Here is a 20,200-nt window from a genome sequence, read left to right on the forward strand (position 1 = left end):
ATGAAAAAAATAGCCCTAATATTTGGTTTACTGTTTTGTTTTACTACAACTTTCTCTCAACAAAATGAGATTGATAGAAAAGTCGAAGAATTATTGCAAAAGATGACTTTGGAAGAAAAGATAGGTCAACTTAATCAATATTCTGGAGATAGTGAAGCAACAGGTCCAATTACAATAAATCCAAATAAACAAAGCGAAATTAAAAACGGACTATTAGGCTCCATGCTTAATGTTAAAACTGTTGAACATACTCAACAATTTCAAGAGCTTGCTATGCAATCGCGTTTAAAAATTCCATTACTTTTTGGTTTAGATGTAGTTCATGGATACAAAACAACTTTTCCTATTCCTTTGGCAGAAGCGGCAAGTTGGGATTTAGAGGCTATTGAATTAAGTGCACGAGTTGCTGCGGTTGAAACATCTGCTTCAGGTATACATTGGACATTTGCACCAATGGTTGATATCAGTAGAGATCCAAGATGGGGTAGAGTAATGGAAGGTGCAGGTGAGGACACTTATTTGGGTTCAAAAATAGCTTATGCGCGTGTTAAAGGTTTTCAAGGAAATCAATTAGGAGATACTGATGCAGTTATGGCATGTGTGAAACATTTTGCTGCTTATGGTGCAGCGGTTGGTGGTAGAGATTATAATTCAGTAGATATGAGTTATAGAATGCTTTGGGAAACCTTTTTGCCCCCTTTTAAAGCTGCTTTGGATGCCGGAGCAGCTACTTTTATGAATTCATTCAACGATTTAAATGGAATTCCTGCTACAGGAAATACCTACTTACAAAGAGACATTTTAAAAGGAAAATGGAACTTTAAAGGTTTTGTAGTTTCAGATTGGGGTTCTATTGGTGAGATGATTGCTCACGGATATTCTAAAGATAGTAAGGAAGCTGCTTTACAAGCTATAACAGCAGGTTCGGATATGGATATGGAAAGTAATGCATATCGTAACAATTTAGTCGAGTTAGTTAAGGTAAATAAGGTTTCATTAGACGTTATTGATGATGCAGTTAGGCGTATTCTTTATAAAAAATTTGAATTGGGCTTATTCGATGATCCTTTTAAATTTTCAAATCCTGAACGTCAAAAAGCAGCTCTTACTAATCTTGAACATACTAAAGCAGCAAGAGCAATTGCTTCAAAAAGTATTGTTTTATTGAAGAATGAAAAGAATATTTTACCGCTTTCTAAAGAGACGAAAACCATTGCTTTTATTGGTCCAATGGTAAAACCTAAGCGAATCAATCATGGATTTTGGTCTATCGATTTAAAAGATGTAGATTCTACGTATATTGTTTCGCAATGGGAAGGTTTGGAACGAAAAGTAGGAAAAAATACAAAACTACTTTATGCAAAAGGATGTTCAGTAGAAGGCACTGATAAATCGGGTTTTAAAGAAGCTATTGCTGTTGCAAAAAAAGCAGATGTGGTAATTTTAAGTATTGGTGAAGCTTTCAATATGAGTGGCGAAGCCAAAAGTAGAAGTACTATTCAATTGCCTGGAGTTCAGGAAGATTTAATCAAAGAATTGCAAAAAACAGGTAAACCTATTGTTATTCTTATAAATGCAGGACGTCCGTTAGTATTTAATTGGACAGCAGAAAATATGCCTACCATTGTTTATACGTGGTGGTTGGGTTCTGAAGCTGGAAATGCTATTGCCGATATTCTTTTTGGGGATTATAACCCATCTGGGAAATTACCAATGACTTTTCCAAGAACCGAAGGTCAAATTCCTATTTATTACAATCATTTCAATACCGGAAGGCCGGCTATAGGTGAAGATAAAATATATAAATCAGCGTATATCGATTTGCCAAATTCACCTCAATTTCCGTTTGGTTTTGGATTGAGTTATACGACTTTTCAATATTCAGATTTAAAATTGTCCACTCAAAAAATTAAAAGTTCAGAAGCTATTGAAGTGTCTTTCAAACTTACGAATTCTGGAAAATTTGAAGGGGAAGAAGTAGTTCAGTTGTATCTTCGTGATAAAGTTGGTTGCGTGGTGCGACCAATAAAAGAATTAAAAGATTTCGAAAAAGTAAAGTTAGCTATAGGTGAAACTAAAACTATTACATTTATAATTGATAAAAGCAAACTTTCTTTTTATAACGATAAACTTGAATACATCTCTGAAGCTGGTGAATTTGATTTGATGATTGGTTCCTCTTCTGAAGATATTCGATTAATAAGTAATTTTGAATTAGTACAATAAATGAAATTAAAATATAGCCTTATCGTTTTATTGCTTTCTACTGTAATAGCAAAAGCACAAACTTCTGTAGCTTCCATTTTTTCGGATAATATGGTGTTACAACGCAATACGAAAATTCCGGTTTGGGGATTGGATAAACCGAACAAAACAGTTACGGTAAAGTTTCATCATCAAACTAAAAAAGCGAAAACCAACAAAGATGGAAAATGGACAGTTTATTTAGATAATGAAACGGCTGGAGGACCTTATGTTTTGACTATTCAAGGAAGCAGTTTAATCACAATCAGCAACATTTTAGTGGGCGATGTTTGGCTTTGTTCAGGGCAATCCAATATGGAATGGACGGTTGAACAATCGGATAATGCTAAAAATGAAATCGCGCAGGTAAATTTTCCTACGATTCGTCATATTAATATTCCAAACGAAATCAATTCGATTCCAAGTTCGAGTTTTAAAAATACCACTTGGCAAGTTTGTTCACCTAATACAGTAGCCGAATTTACAGCTGTTGGTTATTTTTATGCCAAAGAAATAACGCAAAAATTAAATATTCCTATAGGTTTAATTAATGCTACTTGGGGCGGAACCAATATTGAAACTTGGATTAGCAGAGAAGGTTTTGAAAGCAGCGATGAATTCAAAGAAATGATTGCTCAAATGCCAAAAGTAAATATCGATTCGTTGTTAGAAAGCAAAATGATATTGGCTAAAAAAAGAATTGAAGCCATTCAAAAAACAAAATTTACAACAGATAAAGTTCCTTTTTACAAAGATTCGAATTTTGAGGATAGCCAATGGTTAACGTTGAATCAACCGCAACCTTGGGAAGAGCAAATTTTGGGTAATTTTGACGGCGTGGTTTGGCTTAGAAAACACTTTACATTAACGGAAAAAGTGAAATCAGCGGTTTTAGAAATTCCTGCAATTGATGATAATGATGAAACCTATGTAAATGGTGTAAAAGTTGGAAAAACTAACGGTTGGGACGCTAAAAGAAGTTATATTATTCCAACAGAAATTCTAAACGTTGGTGATAATGTAATTGCCGTTAGAATTACTGATACTGGTGCTGGTGGAGGTATGCATGGCGATAGTAAAGCTTTAAAAATTATAACAGATAAAGAAGAAATTCCTTTAAGTGGTGATTGGAAATTTCAAGTAGAATCTATTTTAGATAATGTTAACCAAAACGAATTTCCTTCGTTGTGTTACAATGCAATGATCAATCCGCTTATTCCTTTTGCTTTTAAAGGTGTCATTTGGTATCAAGGAGAAAGTAACGAACCAAGAGCGCATCAGTACAAAAAAGCATTTCCATTGTTGATTGAAGATTGGCGCACAAAATTTAATTCTGATTTTCCGTTTTATTTTGTTCAATTGGCAAGTTTTGCAACAAAAGGAAATAGTAACGAAGGTTGTGCTTGGGCTGAAATTAGAGAAGCGCAAACCAATACGTTAAAACTTAAAAACACAGGAATGATTGTTACGACTGATTTGGTTACTAATCCGTATGATATTCATCCAACAAACAAACAAGATGTTGGAAAACGTTTGGCAGCTGTTGCTTTACACAATACATACAATCAAAAGACTGTTGTTTTTTCGGGACCAACCTTCAAATCATTTGAAAATAAAGACGGAAAAACAATCTTGACTTTTGAAAATGCAGGTTCAGGATTAATGACAACTGATAAATACGGATATATAAAAGGTTTTGAAGTTGCCGGAGCAGATAAAGTTTTTCATTTTACAAAAGCTGCTATAGAAGACAATAAAGTTGTTTTAACTTGTGATAAAGTAAGTAATGTTGTTGCAGTTCGATTTGGTTGGATGGGCGATGCATCAGAATGCAATCTATTTAATCAAGAAGGATTTCCAGCTGTTCCATTTAGAACTGATGATTGGAAATTAAGTACAGAATCGGAGAAGTATGCCATTAAACTAAAATAGCAATAACCACCTGTTTTGAGACATTTGTAAGCTTTTTTAAAATGTGATTCCCTTGAATATTGAAAAAAAATGAACTTTTAGATAAAAAGTTTGAAAATAATTTGGTGAATTGAAAGAAAATCTATTAAATTTGACAATCAATTGTAAAGAAAACGGCCTATAGTTTAAAAATACTTTTTTAGAGATTCTTAACCCACAAGTAAACTAAAAGGTATTGTTATGGCTAAATATGAACTTTCCGATGCGGTCTTGGTAAAAAATTATGTAGGTGGTAATGAACAAGCTTTAGCTACATTAATAGAAAGACATCAATCCAAAATTTACGGCTTTATTTATTCTAAAATTCAGGATAGAGATATTTGTGATGATATCTTTCAGGATACCTTTATTAAGGTGATCAGAACCTTAAAGTCAAAAACGTATAATGAAGAGGGTAAATTTTTACCTTGGGTCATGCGTATAGCACACAACTTGGTTATTGATTATTTCAGGAAATCAAAGAAGATGCCTATGCAGAGAGATACCGAAGAGTTTTCGATATTCTCATTTATGAGTGACGATAATCCTAATATCGAAGGAAAGATCATACTGGAACAGGTAGAAATGGATCTAAGTCGTTTAATAGATGAACTTCCTGATGATCAGAAAGAGGTTCTGGTGATGCGGATTTATCAGGATTTGAGCTTTAAGGAAATAGCTGATCTAACGGGAGTTAGTATTAATACGGCTTTAGGAAGAATGCGTTATGCGCTAATGAACCTGCGTAAAGTAATTGAAAAAAAACAGATAATTTTAACGAATTAAATACTAAACAAAAGTTTTGTGCGTTATAACTCTATAGATTTTAATAGATATTTATGGCAAAACTTTACACTAAAGAAAAATTAGCTACAAAAGAGATGTTACCTAAAAAAGAAACGGTTTCTTTTTTACTAAACTATTCAAAGGCACTTAACGTTACGAAAGTGGGGAAATTGTCGTTTGAAATGATAGCTAATTAGGAAATGCCTCGTAATTTTACGAGGCATTTTTTTTATGATAATCGTTGATTACAGTCTTTCTGCCAATAGTTTTGGTAATAACGTCTTTGTCTAAGTTCCAACCTCTTGCCGGTGAATAAGATCTTCCATAATAAATGATCTGTAAATGGAGTTTGTTCCATAATTCCATCGGAAACAAACGTTTGGCATCTTTTTCGGATTGTTCTACACTTTTTCCGTTAGAAAATCCCCAGCGATATAATAATCGGTGAATATGTGTGTCTACAGGAAATGCCGGTACGTCAAAGGCTTGGCTCATTACAACACTGGCAGTTTTGTGTCCCACAGCCGGAAGTCTTTCCAGGGCTTCAAAACTTTGTGGCACCTCTCCGTTGTGTTCTTCAATTAAAATTTTTGAAAGTCCGTAAATACCTTTCGATTTCATAGGAGTTAAGCCGCATGGACGAATAATTTCAGCAATTTCTTCGACACTCATTTTTATCATATCGTATGGGTTATCTGCTTTTGCAAACAATGAAGGCGTGATCTTGTTTACGCGTTCGTCAGTGCATTGAGCAGATAGCAGTACGGCGATTAATAAAGTATAAGGGTCTTTATGGTCGAGCGGAATAGGAACTTCCGGAAACAATTCATTTAAGGTATTTATAACAAATGTTACTTTTTCGTTCTTTGTCATTTTTGTAATTTTATACTTTGAAGCAAAAATAACGATTAAAATTAATAGTATTATGATAACATTAAAAGCCGGAGATAAAGCTCCGAATTTTTCAGGACTGGATCAAAATGGTAAAGAGCATGAATTAGCGGATTATAAAGGAAAAAAATTAGTAGTTTTCTTTTACCCAAAGGCAAGTACACCGGGTTGTACGGCTGAGGCTTGTGATCTGAGAGATAATTACGAACGTTTTAAAGCTCAGAATTACGAGTTATTAGGTGTAAGTGCCGATAGTGCTAAGGCGCAAACTAAATTTATTGAAAAAAATGATTTACCGTTTCCTTTATTAGCAGATGAAGATAAGAAAGTAATCAATGCTTTCGGGGTTTGGGGACCTAAGAAATTTATGGGAAGAGAATATGACGGAATCCACAGAACAACTTTTGTAATTGATGAGAACGGAGTGATTGAAGAAGTGATTGAAAAAGTGAAAACCAAGGAGCACGCTGCTCAAATCCTGAAATAAAATAAAAGCCTCGCATTTGCGAGGCTTTTATTTTAAAAATATAAAAAAAATTTTAGATATCATCAAAATCTACGTTAGTAAAGCTTTTTGCAGAAACAGATTCTTCTGTAGTTTCATTTGAAAAAGAATCTCTTTTAAAATCTTTTTGATGTCTTTCAGAAATTACTTCTTCACCTTTTTTGTCAATTACAAAAGATGTCATTTCGTCAAGAATGTCTCTGAAAGCTGCAAAATCTTCTTTGTAAAGATAGATTTTGTGTTTTTTGAAGTGGTATGAGCCATCTTCTTCTGTGAATTTTTTACTTTCAGTGATAGTAATATAGTAATCATCTGCTTTAGTAGCTCTCACATCAAAGAAATATGTTCTTCTACCTGCTCTTAATACTTTAGAAAAGATATCTTCTTGTTCTAACATTTCATTTTCTCTCATAGTCCAATCTATCAATTAAATGGTTTTAAGTTTTTCAAAAGTCTAAAAAAAAAATGTATTAAGCAATAGTTTATATAATTTCTTTTTCTGCAAGCTGTTTAAAATATAAATCTTTATAGTAACCATCTGCTGCTAATAGTTGATTATGTGTACCTTGCTGAATAATTCTGCCTTCGTCTAAAATAATGATCTGCGAAGCATTTTTAGCAGAGGACACTCTGTGGCTCACAATTATGGTTGTAATGTCCTGAGAAAAAGATCCCAGATTTCCTAAAATTTGCTCTTCTGTCTCCGTGTCAACCGCACTTAAACAATCATCTAACAATAAGATAGGTGCTTGTTTAATTAATGCTCTGGCAATAGAAACACGTTGCTTTTGTCCGCCTGAAAGTGTAATTCCTCTTTCCCCTAAAACAGTGTTGTAGCCTTCTTTAAAATGGAGAATGTTTTCGTGAACAACGGCCAGTTTAGCGGCTTCAATCACTTCTTCCTCTGTGGCATCTTCATTTCCGAATTTAATATTGTTTGCAATACTGTCTGAAAACAGAAAAGCATCCTGAGGAACTACACTGATTGAATTGCGCAGATCGTTGAGGTTGACCTGGTCAATCGGGACACCGTCGATCAGAATCTTTCCTTTTTCAATATCATATAAGCGACTGATAAGGGATAAAAGTGTCGATTTACCGGAACCTGTTTTCCCTAAAATAGCCAGTGTTTCACCTGGTTTTATGTGAAAACTTACATGATCCAGAGCTTTAATTCGGGTATCCGGATAGATGAAGCTTACATTCTCAAAGCTGATGTTTCCTCTAATATCAAAATGGTGATCGGTTTTATTCGTAATTTCAGGTTCGGTATGTAAAAATTCATTAATCCTTTTTTGGGAAGCTTCAGCTTCTTGTACTAAAGAAGAAACCCAGCCTAAGGAAGCAACCGGCCAGGTCAGCATGTTGATATATAAAATGAATTGGGCAATGATCCCTATCGAAATGGAACCGTTGATATACATCATGCCTCCAACATATATAACAACCAAGTTACTTAACCCGATAAGTAAGATCATTAAAGGACCGAATAAAGAATTTACGATAGCTAAATTCATGAATTTTTTACGACTATCTTCTGTCAGATCAGTGAATTCTTTTTCTTTTTGTTTTTCTATGGCGTATGCTTTTATAACTCTTATACCGGAAAACATTTCCTGAGCAAAAGAGGACAAGGTAGAAAGATTAGCCTGAAAAATGCCACTTCTTTTATTTATCTCTGAACTGATCTTAAAAATACCGTATGAGAGTAACGGAAGAGGTAATAAAGAATAAAAAGTAAGTCTTGGAGAAATATTATACATATAAATAATAACCATAGAGAAGCGAACCAGTGTATTCATGGAATACATTACGGCAGGTCCGACATACATTCTGACTTTACTGACGTCTTCACTAATACGGCTCATTAAGTCTCCGGTACGGTTTTGCTTGTAGAAGGTCTGACTCAGAATCTGGTAATGATTATAAATTTCATTTTTGAGGTCAAATTCTACATAGCGGGACATTACGATTAAGGTTTGTCGCATCAGAAACGTAAAAAAACCGGAAATAAGTGTAGTAGCCAAGATCAGAATAATGTTTTTACCCAATAATGATTGGGCAACTTCAATACTGATTTCGTGGTTGTTATGAGTATATTCTTCTATAGATCGAATGGAGTCACCAACCAGTTCAGGGGTAAATAAAGAGAAGATCTGGGCTATAAATGTAATAACGATTCCAAGTAGGAATCGATATTTGTATTTAATAAAAAATTTATTTAAATATTGTAATTCTTTCATCTAAAAACGGAAAAAAGCTTTTTTTTTAATTAAAAACAGTTTAAATCTTAACTTTTTAAAAATTTATTTTTTCTTTTAAAAGCAGTTGTTTGTTGTTGAATTGCTAAAAAAAGACTAAATTTTTGAATCATTTCAAATTTTTACGTAATATTGCCATAAAATATTGAATAATTTTCAACTCAATTCAAATGATAGCAGACGTATTAAATGCAAAAGAACTTCAAAAGGTTGCACCGGTTTTCGGGCAAATTTCTTTTGACGGTCACGAACAAGTTGTTTTTTGCCATGACAAAGATACAGGTTTAAAAGCAATTATTGGTATTCATAACACAGTTTTAGGTCCTGCATTGGGAGGAACGAGAATGTGGAAGTATGCTAATGAATGGGAAGCCCTTAACGATGTATTGCGTTTATCGCGTGGTATGACGTTTAAGAATTCTATTTCAGGATTAAACTTAGGTGGAGGTAAAGCCGTTATAATCGGTGATGCCAAGACTGAAAAAACACCTGAATTGATGCGTAAATTTGGGGAGTATGTAGATTCTTTATCCGGAAGATATATCACAGCAGAAGATGTTGGGATGGAAACTAAAGATATGGATATTGTAAGAGAAGTTACAAAACACGTATCAGGGATTTCCGTTGAAAAAGGAGGTTCAGGTAATCCGTCACCTATTACAGCTTATGGGGTTTTCATGGGATTAAGAGCCGCTGCTAAATATCAGTTTGGTACGGATAATTTAGAAGGTAAGAAAGTTTTGGTACAAGGTATTGGTCATGTAGGTGAAGTTTTAGTAAAACACCTTACAGAAAGTGGTGCTATAGTTACGATTACGGATATTAATGAAGACAGATTACATCAGGTAGGTGCTAAGTACGGTGCTAAGATTTTTACAGGAACTGACCTGTATGCTTCTGATGTGGATATTTATGCGCCATGTGCTTTAGGAGCAACAGTAAATGATGAAACAATCAGTAAATTAAAAGCTAAAGTTATTGCAGGTGCTGCTAATAATCAATTGGCAAACGAAATAACACACGGACAAATTCTGAAAGAAAAAGGAATTTTATATGCTCCTGATTTCTTGATCAATGCCGGAGGTGTTATCAATGTTTACTCAGAACTGGCTAATTTAACAAAAGAGCAGGTTTTAGAAAAAACGGAGAACATTTATAACACGGCTTTAGAAATTTTTGATTTTGCCGATAAAAACAACATCACAACACATCAGGCTGCTTTATCTATCGCTCAAAAGCGTATTGATGATAGAAAAAAAGAATTACAGAATAAATAATTTTTAAATATTATTGGTATTTTTGCAAAGCGAAAGAAATTCTCTTTCGCTTTCTTAATTTTAAAAAGTTCTTAAACTAAAGTATGTTAAACAGAAGACATATTCGTATTAAAGTGATGCAGACAATCTATGCTATGCATCAACATCAATCTGATGTTCTTGACAAGGAAGAAAGATTTCTTTATCAAAGCATTGAAATTATGCAGGATCTATATTTATTATTGCTTTCTGCCCTTGTAGAAATCAGAGAAAAAGAGGAAGAATACCTTGATATGGCTTCCAAAAAGCATCTGGCAACTAAAGAAGAACGCAATCCTAACCGTAAATTTATTTCTAATAAAGTTTTAATGCAATTGGCGGAAAATGAGAAATTGCAGGAAAGCCTTGGGGATAGAAGTATAAAGAACTGGAAAAATAATGACGATTTAATATTGTTTCTGATCCGGGAAATTAAGGCTAGTGATTTGTATAAGGATTATATGAGCAAACCGGTCGGGACGTATGAAGAGGAAAAATATTTTATAGCAGATGTTTTTAGTCAGATCATAGCTCCTAATGAACAATTATACGATTATTTAGAAGATTATAAATTAACATGGTTGGATGATCTTCCTTTGGTAAATACTTTTATTTTAAAACAAATAAAAGGTTTAAAGGATGAAAATGATACTATTCGTTTGCCAAAATTATACAGAGACGAAGACGATAAAGAATTTGTGAGAAACCTGTTTAGAAAAACGGTTTTGAATGAAGTGGAATTATCTAAAGAGTATATTGATAAAACACCGAACTGGGATGCTGATCGTATAGCAGAATTGGATACGATTATTTTAAAAATGGCTATTTGTGAGCTATTGAAATTCCCCTCAATTCCGGTAAAAGTAACGATCAACGAATATTTAGAGATTGCCAAAGAGTATTCAACACCGAAGAGTAGTATCTTTATCAATGGTATTCTGGATAATCTGGTAAGAGATTTTCAAAGAGATAACCGCATGCAAAAAGCGGGTAGAGGATTATTATAAAACTAAAAAACAAGTATTATGAAAAAAATGATTTACTTAGCAGCAGTTGCTATTACTTTAATAACTGTTTCGTGTAAAGATAATGTTCAAGGCAAAATTACAGATGAAGATATGGCTACTGTTGAAGCAGAAAAAGCCATGATCGGAAAATTACCGAAAGTAAGCTTTGATAAAACAGAGTATGATTTCGGAACCATCAATTCAGGTGATGTTGTAGAAACAGAATTCATAGTAACAAATACAGGAGAGTCTGATCTGGTAATCTCTGATGCTAAAGCATCTTGTGGTTGTACTGTTCCGGTTTATCCGAAACAACCGGTAAAACCGGGAGAATCGGCTCCGATCAAAGTATCTTTTAATTCTTCTGGAAAATCAGGTATGCAAAACAAAACAGTTACTTTGACAACTAATACTGAGAACGGAAAAGAAACGTTCGCAATTAAGGCTAATGTTTTAACCAAATAAAAAGAGATCAATGAATACAACGATTATAATGCAGTTGTTGTTTATGGCAGTAATTTTTTATTTTTTACTGATCCGTCCACAACAACAAAAAGCAAAAAAAGAAAAATCATTTGAAGCTACTTTAAAAGTAGGAGACAAGGTGATTACTAAGGCAGGAATTCACGGCAAGATCGCTGAAATTTCAGACGGAACAGTTGTGATAGAAACAATGGCCGGAAAAATTAAAATGGAAAAATCGGCTTTATCAATGGAAATGACAGCTAAGCTAAATGAAAAGAAATAAAAAAATCCCAATCGTACGATTGGGATTTTTTTATCGATAGCGATCATTGAGACCTTTACCTTCTGCAAGTAAAGGTTTTATTTTTTCCAAACGGATGAGTTTTGTTTTTTCCTGTTTCGCTGTTTCAATGAACTCCAGATATTCTCTTTGCTTATAGGGTGTCAGACTTTCAAATTTGCTTTTAAAGTGAGGGTTTTCACTTAAAAAATCTTCAAGAAAGGCAGAATGAATAGCTTCTTTTTTCTCGGGCTTAACAGATAAGCCTTTGTTTTCAACAGCAATAGCTTCTTCTATATAGGCAATTATAGTAGCTTCTTCGATCTCCTCTTTTGATTGAAAACGCATTTGCCGAAGCGATTTTGTTGTGCCTTCCTGAGCGTTGATTAATAGCTTTTTTTTGTCTTTTAAGAAAACACCGTTAAAGAACCAAATCCCGAAATAAGACTTAAAACCTCCTATTCCCACTACATTTTTTCCGTTATGGGTAAAGACCGGACCACCCCATTTAGTTGTTTCTGCTAAATCAGTTTTTCGGATTATAGAGAAAAGTATCTCTAATTCTTCAGTCCATTGATTGGTCTTGTTCCAGGGATTTTTCTTTTGTTCTTCCATTTAATTAAAAAACAACTTTCAGTTTCAACTCTTTACCATCACGCATTACGGTTACTTCTCTTTCGTCACCGGCTTTCAGTTTAGACAAGCAATCCATATAGCTATATACTTCTTTTACTTTACAATCACCTATTCGGGTTAAAACATCTCCGGATTGTATTCCGGCTTTATCTGCAGGTCGCCCGTCAGTAACACCATCAATGTGTAAACCGTCTCCATAATCTGTATAATCAGGCATAATGCCTAATGTTACCTTGTAGGCCGGGACTTTTTTTCCTGCTTCGACTTTAGTCTTAGTAAATGTTACCGTATCCATATTTGAAATGGCATCCGTAATTCTGAAGACATAATCAACAATAGCTCTTATACCATAATAGTTGATCTTATCCTCGTCATCACTTGGTTTGTGATAGTCTGTATGGGTTCCTGTAAAGAAAAACAAAACAGGAATATCTTTTAAATAAAATGAAGTGTGATCTGACGGGCCTATTCCAGTATTTTCTTCCGTTACATTGAATCCGGCTGGTTTATTTTTCGCAATCAATTCTGAAAAATCCGGACATGTTCCTACGCCGCCTACTACTAATGCTTTATTGTTATTTAAGCGTCCTATCATATCCATATTGACCATAGTGATCACTTTCGGAAATTTTTCTTTTAAAGTTTCTGCCATGAATTTGGAACCTATCAGACCATCTTCTTCACCTGAGAAAAGGGCAAAAACATAATTTACATTTTCTTTGGATTTATTTTGCGATAACATTCGGGCTAATTCCATGACACCTGCAACACCGGACGCATTATCGTCGGCTCCGTTATGAATTTCTCCTTCAGAATTAGGTTTTGTAGAGTGGTGGTGTTCGTTTAGTCCCAAGTGGTCGTAATGTGCTCCGATAACAATAGTTCGGTCTGCTTTATTGTCTAAAACGGCAATGACATTGGTTCCGTTATTAGCTTTTACACTTGTGCTGTCATGAGGGTTTAAGCGAACTTTATAATCAAATTTTTGAAAATAACTTTTCTTGTTATATGGTTTTAGACCTAATTTTTTAAACTCTGCTGCAAGGTAATCTGCTGCTTTTTTCTCTCCTTCAGAACCTGTTAATCGACCCTGTAATGCATCAGAAGCTAAGTAAGAGATATGTTGTTTTAGATTTTTATCGTTTACGATTTCGGCTTCATCAGTATCTACCCAATCGGCAATAAATACATTAGTCTCTCTCGGTTTACTTTGCATTCTGTTACTAGAGAAAACCAGTTTTTTTCCGTCAGGTGAAAACATCGGAAAGGCATTGAACTCGCTTTCCCATGTTATTTGACGTAAATTGTTTCCATCGGTATCGATCATAAACAATTGGAAATCATATCCTCTGGTGGAATGATGGTTTGATGAAAAAATGATCTTTTTATCCGAAGGATGAAAGTACGGAGCCCAATTAGCTTTGCCTAAATGAGTTACTTGTTTCAGGTCTGTACCGTCAATATTAATGGTGTAAATCTCCATTTCGGTAGGAGCTACCAAATTTTTGCTTAGTAACTCTTTATATTCTTTGATGTCTTCTTCGGTTTTTGGTCGTGACGAACGGAAAACCAGTTTTTTACTATCGTGTGAAAAGAATGCACCGCCATCGTATCCTAAACCGTATGTTAATTGTTTTACTTCAGAACCGTCGATGTTCATTATCCAAAGTTCTAAATCTCCACTTCGGGTACTGGTAAAAACAATCTTCTTGCCATCAGGAGAAACAACGGCTTCAGCATCATATCCCGGAGAATTGGTGAGTTGCTTTACAATATTCCCTTTTAGGTCAGCGACATAGATATCGTATTCAGGGTAAATGGCCCAAAGATATTTGCCGTCAGTTGATTTGGGAGGAGTAGGACAAGCATGTCCGCCTTCATGAGTGGAAGCATATAAAATATGTTTACCGTCGGGCATAAAGAATGAGCAGGTAGTTCGTCCGTATCCGGTAGAGATCAGTTTTAAATCTTCCGGAGTGTGGTTGTCTTTTTGTAAATCCAGCATGTAGATTTGATCACATTGTATACCAAATTGCGGATTGGTGATTTGTAGGGTAAGATTCTTGCCGTCCGGACTGAAATATGCTTCGGCATTGTCACCGCCAAAAGTAAGTTGTCTTAGATTTTTTAAATTGCTTTCTTGGGCAAAACCATACCAGCAGAAAGTAGAGGCGAGTAGAAATGAAGTTATAGATTTTGTCATGTAAGTTGTTTTTATTTAGATTTATTTTAAAGACTCAAATATAAAAAAAGAGCTTTAAAAAAGCTCTTTTTATAAATTATTTTTGTGCAGTTAATTCTGCGATCTTTACAATTACTTCTGTAGCTTTTACCATACTTTCAACCGGAACGTATTCGTATTTTCCGTGAAAATTATGTCCGCCGGCAAAGATATTAGGGCAAGGTAGACCTTTAAAAGATAATTGAGCGCCATCTGTTCCTCCTCTGATCGGTTTTATGATAGGAGTTATATTTAATTCTTTCATTGCTTTCTCAGCAATTTCTACAATGTGGAAAACCGGTTCAACTTTTTCACGCATATTGAAATACTGATCTTTTACAATTGCTTCACAAATAGGACCGCCGAATTGTTTTTCATAAGCAGTATTGATCTTATCAGCGATAGTTTGGATCAAAGCTTTACGTGCTTCAAAATGATCTTTATTGTGATCACGGATAATTAATTCTACTACAGTTTCTTCAATGCTTCCGTGAATATCGTGTAAGTGAAAGAAACCTTCGTAACCTGTTGTTCGCTCCGGAACTTCATTTATCGGTAATTCAGAAATGAATTGGTTTGCTAACAACATGGAGTTGATCATTTTTCCTTTAGCATAACCCGGGTGAACACTTTTCCCCTGAAATGTGATTTTTGCTCCGGCCGCATTAAAATTTTCGTATTCTAATTCACCGATCTGACTTCCATCCATTGTATAAGCCCATTCAGCTCCGAATTTTTCGACATCAAATTTGTGAGCACCACGTCCGATCTCTTCATCCGGTGTAAAGCCGACACGTATTTTACCGTGTTTGATTTCAGGATGCTTGATCAAATAATCCATAGCCGTCATAATTTCTGTGATTCCGGCTTTGTCATCAGCACCTAAAAGTGTAGTTCCGTCGGTTGTGATAAGAGTTTGTCCTTTATATTGAAGCAAATCTTCAAAATAATCGGGTGAAAGGATAATATTTTGTTCGGCATTTAATACGATATCACTACCATCATAATTTTCAACGATCTGAGGTTTTACATTTGCTCCCGTAAAATCAGGAGTTGTATCAAAGTGCGCTACAAAACCTATAGTAGGTACATCATGAGCAACATTACTCGGTAAGGTTGCCATGATATAGGCATTTTCGTCGATAGTGACGTCTTGCATGCCCATAGCTTTTAGTTCTTCCACAAGTTTGTTGGCTAAATCCCATTGTTTTTCTGTACTGGGAGTAGTATTAGAATTCGGATCGGATTCTGTATCTATTGTAACGTAACTGATAAAACGATTGATAATATCTTGCATGATGCCTTTTTTAAAATTTCACACAAATATACTACTTATGGTTAAATTTTGAAGAATTGTAAATTATTAAGTTTATTTCATTATAAATACTGTTGAATTCTTATTTTTGCAAAGCAACACAACAAAAATTATGTACAAAATATTTATAAGGCCTATTTTATTTTGTTTTGATCCGGAACAAGTGCATCACTTTACATTTTCTTTGATCCGATTTCTGAATAAAATTGGTTTTTCTTCCCTTTTTAAAGCACTGTATTGTATTGAAGACAAGCGTTTAGAACGAGAAGTTTTCGGCTTAAAATTTAAAAACCCGGTTGGTCTGGCGGCTGGTTTTGATAAAGATGCAAAATTATATAAAGAGTTGTCAAACTTTGGTTTTGGTTTTATAGAAATCGGTACTTTAACACCTAAAGCCCAACCCGGAAACCCTAAAAAGCGTTTGTTTCGCCTAAAAGAAGATTCGGGGATCATTAATCGTATGGGGTTTAATAACGGTGGAGTAGAAGAAGCGGTTGAGCGTTTGAAAAAGAATAAAGGTGTTTTAATTGGTGGAAACATCGGTAAAAACAAAATAACGCCTAATGAAGAAGCGGTTAAAGATTATGAAATTTGTTTTGAAGCATTATTCCCTTATGTTGATTATTTTGTAGTTAATGTGAGTTCGCCCAATACGCCTAATCTTCGTGAGTTGCAGGATAAAGAGCCGTTAACAAAGTTGTTACAAACTTTACAGGATCTGAATAATGAAAAACCTGCCACAACAAGCGGAGCAGAGAAGCCAAAACCTATTTTGTTGAAAATAGCACCGGATTTAACGAACGAACAGTTGTTGGATATTATCGACATTGTAAAAGAAACGAAAATAGCCGGAGTAATAGCAACGAATACAACTATAGGAAGAGAAGGTTTGCATTCGGAAAATCAAAAGGAAACAGGAGGTTTGTCAGGAAAGCCGTTGACAAAGCGTTCTACTGAAGTAATTCGTTTTCTTTCAGACAAGAGTAATAAGGCATTTCCGATTATTGGTGTAGGAGGAATTCATTCGGCAGAAGATGCAATAGAAAAGTTAGAAGCAGGAGCCAGTTTGGTACAATTATATACCGGTTTCATCTATGAAGGTCCGGGCTTAGTTAAAGCGATCAACCGAAAACTGTTAGAAAAGAATTAATTTTTTACATTTGATTTTTATGAATACTACTCAGGTAAAGATTATTGAATGTCCACGCGATGCCATGCAGGGTATCAAAGCCTTTATTCCTACAGAAAAAAAAGTTCAGTACATTCAATCGTTATTGAGAGTAGGTTTCGATACCATTGATTTCGGTAGTTTTGTTTCGCCTAAAGCTATTCCGCAAATGCAGGATACTGCTGAGGTCTTGGCTCAGCTTGATCTATCGCAAACAAAAAGTAAATTATTGGCTATTGTGGCTAATACTAAAGGAGCAGAGTTAGCATCTGTACATTCCGAAATTCAATATTTGGGTTTCCCGTTTTCTATTTCAGAAAATTTTCAGATGAGAAATACCCACAAAACAATTGCTGAATCATTTGTAACCTTGCAGGAAATATTAAATATAGCTGCCAGAACTAATAAAGAGGTCGTGGCGTATTTGTCAATGGGATTCGGAAATCCTTACGGAGATCCATGGAATGTGGATATTGTAGGCGAATGGACTGAAAAATTGGCCAATATGGGAATTACTATTTTATCCCTTTCAGACACCATTGGCAGTTCAACACCGGAAGTGATCAATTATTTATTTTCAAATTTGATTCCTGAATATCCGGATATTGAATTCGGGGCGCACCTGCATACAACTCCGGATTCATGGCATGAAAAAGTGGATGCAGCTTATAAAGCCGGATGTAAACGTTTTGACGGAGCAATAAAAGGCTATGGAGGTTGTCCTATGGCTAAGGACGATTTAACCGGAAACATGCCGACAGAGAAGTTGTTGTCCTATTTCAATACACAAAAAGCAGAGACCAATTGTCGTGCCATGAGTTTTGAAAGCGCTTATAATGAGGCGTTAAAAGTTTTTAATTACTACCACTAGAAACTAAAAAGTAAATATCTTCAATATTTCCTTAAAGTCACTTGGAGTTCGTTTCGGTTTTATGTTTTTATTGAATTTCAGATAGAAATAAAGACAAATAGAAAATAGCCCCACTGTGATCTGTTTTCCTATGATATTGCCAATGATCAGATCTTTAAAGTTATCATGAGTAAAATAAAAGAACGTATAGAACGCAATAGAATCAAAGATGCATACAAGTGACATCGTTGTAAAAATCTTCAGGAAGGTACCTTTATCCTTGAATTTATAATTTAAGAAATCATAAAATAACAAGATAAACATTGCTTCTAAATAAAGTAAACTTGTCCCGATCAGGAAAATTGTCAATTCAAAACTCAATATCTCTTCTAAAAGCAGTCCGCTGGATTGTTCAATACTGTGGTCTTGTACTAATAAGAATTGAGAAAAGAATGTAATGGATATATTAGCGATCAAGATTCCGTAAATAAGGCTTTTGGTCTTGACAAGGTTTTCAGTATGAAAGAAAAGTAATATAGCAAACAGAGTAGAAGTGTAAAATATAGTGGAACCTGGTGAAAATCTGTAATCCCCTAAATAATTATCATACACGTTAGAAACTAATAACGTCTGAAAGAATTGGATCGTTCCTATAAAAACATAAAGCGTTCCTATTCCGACTCTTTTTTTATAAAAATGCATCCCTAAGATTATAAATACAACTAATAGGATCTCTAAAATATGAAGTGACAGACTTTGCATGATAAACTGGTATTAAAGTTTTAGAATGTGGAAGTAAATTTATATATTTGCATGCAATTTAACAACTACAACAGATTGCGATGAAAGCACACAACTCAAAAATCGTAGGTGAAGGTCTAACCTATGATGACGTCCTTTTAATTCCTAATTATTCCCAAGTGCTTCCTCGTGAAGTAAATATTTCAAGTAAATTTTCCAGAAATATATCATTAAACGTTCCTATTATTTCGGCAGCAATGGATACTGTTACCGAAAGTGATATGGCAATTGCTATTGCGAGAGAAGGCGGAATAGGTGTTTTGCATAAAAACATGTCAATTGAGCGCCAGGCAGCAGAAGTGCGCAAAGTAAAGCGTGCCGAGTCAGGAATGATCATTGATCCGGTTACTTTGTCCTTAGAAGCAAATGTAGGAGATGCAAAACGAGTGATGAAAGAATTCAGTATCGGAGGAATTCCGGTAGTGGATACGGATATGACTTTAAAAGGAATTGTAACCAATAGAGATCTGCGTTTTGAAAAAGACAATAAAAGAGCCATTACAGAAGTAATGACATCTGAAAATCTGGTTACAGCTAAGCAAGGAACAACTTTAGCGCAGGCAGAAGAAATTTTGCAAGAAAATAAAATTGAAAAATTACCGGTTGTTAGCGATGACTTCAAACTGATTGGTTTAATTACATTTAGAGATATCACTAAATTAACCTTGAAACCAATGGCTAATAAAGATCAATACGGTCGTTTACGAGTTGCAGCGGCATTAGGTGTTACAGCTGATGCTGTTGAAAGAGCCAGAGCTTTGGTAAATGCAGGTGTTGATGCGGTTATAATTGATACGGCCCACGGACACACAAAAGGTGTAGTAGACGTTTTAAAGAAAGTTAAGGCGGAATTCTCTCAGTTAGATGTTGTAGTAGGTAATATTGCAACACCGGAAGCCGCTCAATATTTAGTAGAAGCCGGAGCAGACGGTGTAAAAGTAGGTATAGGTCCGGGATCCATTTGTACAACGCGTGTTGTCGCAGGTGTCGGTTTTCCTCAGTTTTCAGCCGTACTCGAAGTTGCTGCAGCAATTAAAGGCAGCGGAGTGCCGGTTATAGCTGACGGCGGTATCCGCTATACAGGAGATATTCCTAAAGCTTTGGCAGCAGGAGCAGATTGTGTTATGCTCGGATCATTATTGGCAGGAACCAAAGAATCTCCGGGTGAGACTATTATTTTTGAAGGAAGAAAATTCAAATCTTATAGAGGAATGGGGTCTGTTGAAGCTATGAAAGAAGGTTCTAAAGACCGTTATTTTCAAGATGTGGAAGATGATGTTAAAAAATTAGTTCCGGAAGGAATTGTAGGGCGTGTTCCTTATAAAGGCGAATTAGCGGAAAGTATGCTTCAGTTTATCGGAGGTCTACGTGCCGGAATGGGATATTGCGGTGCAAAAAATATTCCGACTTTACAAGAGGTAGGTCGTTTTGTTCGTTTAACAGCCAGCGGTATCGGAGAAAGTCACCCGCATAATGTTACGATTACTAAAGAAGCACCGAATTATTCCAGATAAATAGATTGAAT

At 34.9% G+C, this 20,200-nt stretch carries 19 protein-coding genes; 12 read left to right on the top strand and 7 right to left on the bottom strand.

Annotated elements, in window-relative coordinates; translation table 11 throughout:
• From NHF50_RS13255 to NHF50_RS13270, 4 genes are all read left to right on the top strand, one after another.
• Positions 1-2,226, top strand: a complete 2,226-nt coding sequence (locus NHF50_RS13255) for a glycoside hydrolase family 3 N-terminal domain-containing protein (RefSeq protein WP_252776909.1) — start codon at positions 1-3, stop codon at positions 2,224-2,226.
• Positions 2,227-4,176, top strand: a complete 1,950-nt coding sequence (locus NHF50_RS13260) for a sialate O-acetylesterase (RefSeq protein ID WP_252776910.1) — start codon at positions 2,227-2,229, stop codon at positions 4,174-4,176.
• 219 nt (positions 4,177-4,395) lie between these two features.
• The gene (locus NHF50_RS13265; RefSeq protein ID WP_109570109.1) at positions 4,396-4,980 is read left to right on the top strand and encodes an RNA polymerase sigma factor; all 585 of its coding nucleotides are present in this window, start codon (positions 4,396-4,398) and stop codon (positions 4,978-4,980) included.
• A 53-nt stretch (positions 4,981-5,033) separates the two neighbouring features.
• Entirely contained in the window at positions 5,034-5,177 is a 144-nt protein-coding gene (locus NHF50_RS13270; protein ID WP_170108213.1) for a hypothetical protein, read from the top strand.
• A gap of 16 nt (positions 5,178-5,193) precedes the next feature.
• Here the strand turns inward: NHF50_RS13270 and nth are convergent, their stop codons facing one another.
• Positions 5,194-5,853, bottom strand: a complete 660-nt coding sequence (gene nth, locus NHF50_RS13275; RefSeq protein WP_252776911.1) for an endonuclease III — start codon at positions 5,851-5,853, stop codon at positions 5,194-5,196.
• Positions 5,854-5,905: 52 nt separating this feature from the next.
• On the opposite strand from nth, the gene bcp reads away from it, so the two are divergent.
• Positions 5,906-6,358: a thioredoxin-dependent thiol peroxidase gene (gene bcp, locus NHF50_RS13280; protein ID WP_252776912.1), complete on the top strand. Its 453-nt coding sequence runs from the start codon at positions 5,906-5,908 to the stop codon at positions 6,356-6,358.
• Between the two features lie 52 nt (positions 6,359-6,410).
• Here the strand turns inward: bcp and NHF50_RS13285 are convergent, their stop codons facing one another.
• Positions 6,411-6,788 (bottom strand): PUR family DNA/RNA-binding protein, encoded by a 378-nt coding sequence (locus NHF50_RS13285; RefSeq protein WP_109570112.1) that lies wholly within the window; start codon positions 6,786-6,788, stop codon positions 6,411-6,413.
• A 70-nt stretch (positions 6,789-6,858) separates the two neighbouring features.
• Complete coding sequence (locus tag NHF50_RS13290; RefSeq protein WP_252776914.1) at positions 6,859-8,619, bottom strand: ABC transporter ATP-binding protein; 1,761 nt, start codon at positions 8,617-8,619, stop codon at positions 6,859-6,861.
• Positions 8,620-8,807: 188 nt separating this feature from the next.
• Between NHF50_RS13290 and NHF50_RS13295 the strand changes: the two genes are divergently transcribed.
• From NHF50_RS13295 to yajC, 4 genes are all read left to right on the top strand, one after another.
• A complete protein-coding gene (locus NHF50_RS13295) occupies positions 8,808-9,914 on the top strand; it encodes a Glu/Leu/Phe/Val dehydrogenase dimerization domain-containing protein (protein WP_109570114.1) in 1,107 nt (368 codons plus the stop codon).
• A gap of 83 nt (positions 9,915-9,997) precedes the next feature.
• On the top strand, positions 9,998-10,939 hold the full coding sequence (gene nusB / locus NHF50_RS13300; protein WP_245896408.1) for a transcription antitermination factor NusB: 942 nt from the start codon (positions 9,998-10,000) through the stop codon (positions 10,937-10,939).
• 18 nt (positions 10,940-10,957) lie between these two features.
• Positions 10,958-11,404, top strand: a complete 447-nt coding sequence (locus NHF50_RS13305; protein ID WP_109570115.1) for a DUF1573 domain-containing protein — start codon at positions 10,958-10,960, stop codon at positions 11,402-11,404.
• A gap of 10 nt (positions 11,405-11,414) precedes the next feature.
• A complete protein-coding gene (gene yajC, locus NHF50_RS13310; RefSeq protein ID WP_109570116.1) occupies positions 11,415-11,687 on the top strand; it encodes a preprotein translocase subunit YajC in 273 nt (90 codons plus the stop codon).
• Positions 11,688-11,717: 30 nt separating this feature from the next.
• On the opposite strand, the gene NHF50_RS13315 is transcribed toward yajC, so the two are convergent.
• From NHF50_RS13315 to pepT, 3 genes are all read right to left on the bottom strand, one after another.
• Positions 11,718-12,299 carry a YdeI family protein gene (locus NHF50_RS13315; protein ID WP_252776915.1) on the bottom strand — a complete coding sequence of 194 codons (582 nt, stop codon included), beginning with the start codon at positions 12,297-12,299 and terminating at the stop codon, positions 11,718-11,720.
• A 4-nt stretch (positions 12,300-12,303) separates the two neighbouring features.
• Positions 12,304-14,523, bottom strand: coding sequence for a M20/M25/M40 family metallo-hydrolase (locus NHF50_RS13320; RefSeq protein WP_252776917.1), 2,220 nt, complete (start codon positions 14,521-14,523; stop codon positions 12,304-12,306).
• Positions 14,524-14,599: 76 nt separating this feature from the next.
• On the bottom strand, positions 14,600-15,838 hold the full coding sequence (gene pepT / locus NHF50_RS13325; protein WP_252776919.1) for a peptidase T: 1,239 nt from the start codon (positions 15,836-15,838) through the stop codon (positions 14,600-14,602).
• Positions 15,839-15,968: 130 nt separating this feature from the next.
• Here pepT and NHF50_RS13330 point away from each other — a divergent pair, with 130 nt between their 5' ends.
• Together NHF50_RS13330 and NHF50_RS13335 are read left to right on the top strand one after the other, a co-directional pair.
• Entirely contained in the window at positions 15,969-17,006 is a 1,038-nt protein-coding gene (locus tag NHF50_RS13330) for a quinone-dependent dihydroorotate dehydrogenase (protein WP_109570120.1), read from the top strand.
• A 19-nt stretch (positions 17,007-17,025) separates the two neighbouring features.
• On the top strand, positions 17,026-17,895 hold the full coding sequence (locus NHF50_RS13335) for a hydroxymethylglutaryl-CoA lyase (protein ID WP_252776920.1): 870 nt from the start codon (positions 17,026-17,028) through the stop codon (positions 17,893-17,895).
• 3 nt (positions 17,896-17,898) lie between these two features.
• Here NHF50_RS13335 and NHF50_RS13340 read toward each other — a convergent pair whose 3' ends face one another.
• Positions 17,899-18,636, bottom strand: coding sequence for a hypothetical protein (locus NHF50_RS13340; RefSeq protein WP_146193478.1), 738 nt, complete (start codon positions 18,634-18,636; stop codon positions 17,899-17,901).
• An 80-nt stretch (positions 18,637-18,716) separates the two neighbouring features.
• On the opposite strand from NHF50_RS13340, the gene guaB reads away from it, so the two are divergent.
• Complete coding sequence (guaB, locus tag NHF50_RS13345; protein ID WP_109570123.1) at positions 18,717-20,189, top strand: IMP dehydrogenase; 1,473 nt, start codon at positions 18,717-18,719, stop codon at positions 20,187-20,189.
• Positions 20,190-20,200 lie beyond the last annotated feature (11 nt).

Source organism: Flavobacterium sp. NRK F10, from assembly GCF_024054235.1.
In the GTDB taxonomy this organism is placed as follows: Bacteria; Bacteroidota; Bacteroidia; order Flavobacteriales; family Flavobacteriaceae; genus Flavobacterium; species Flavobacterium sediminis.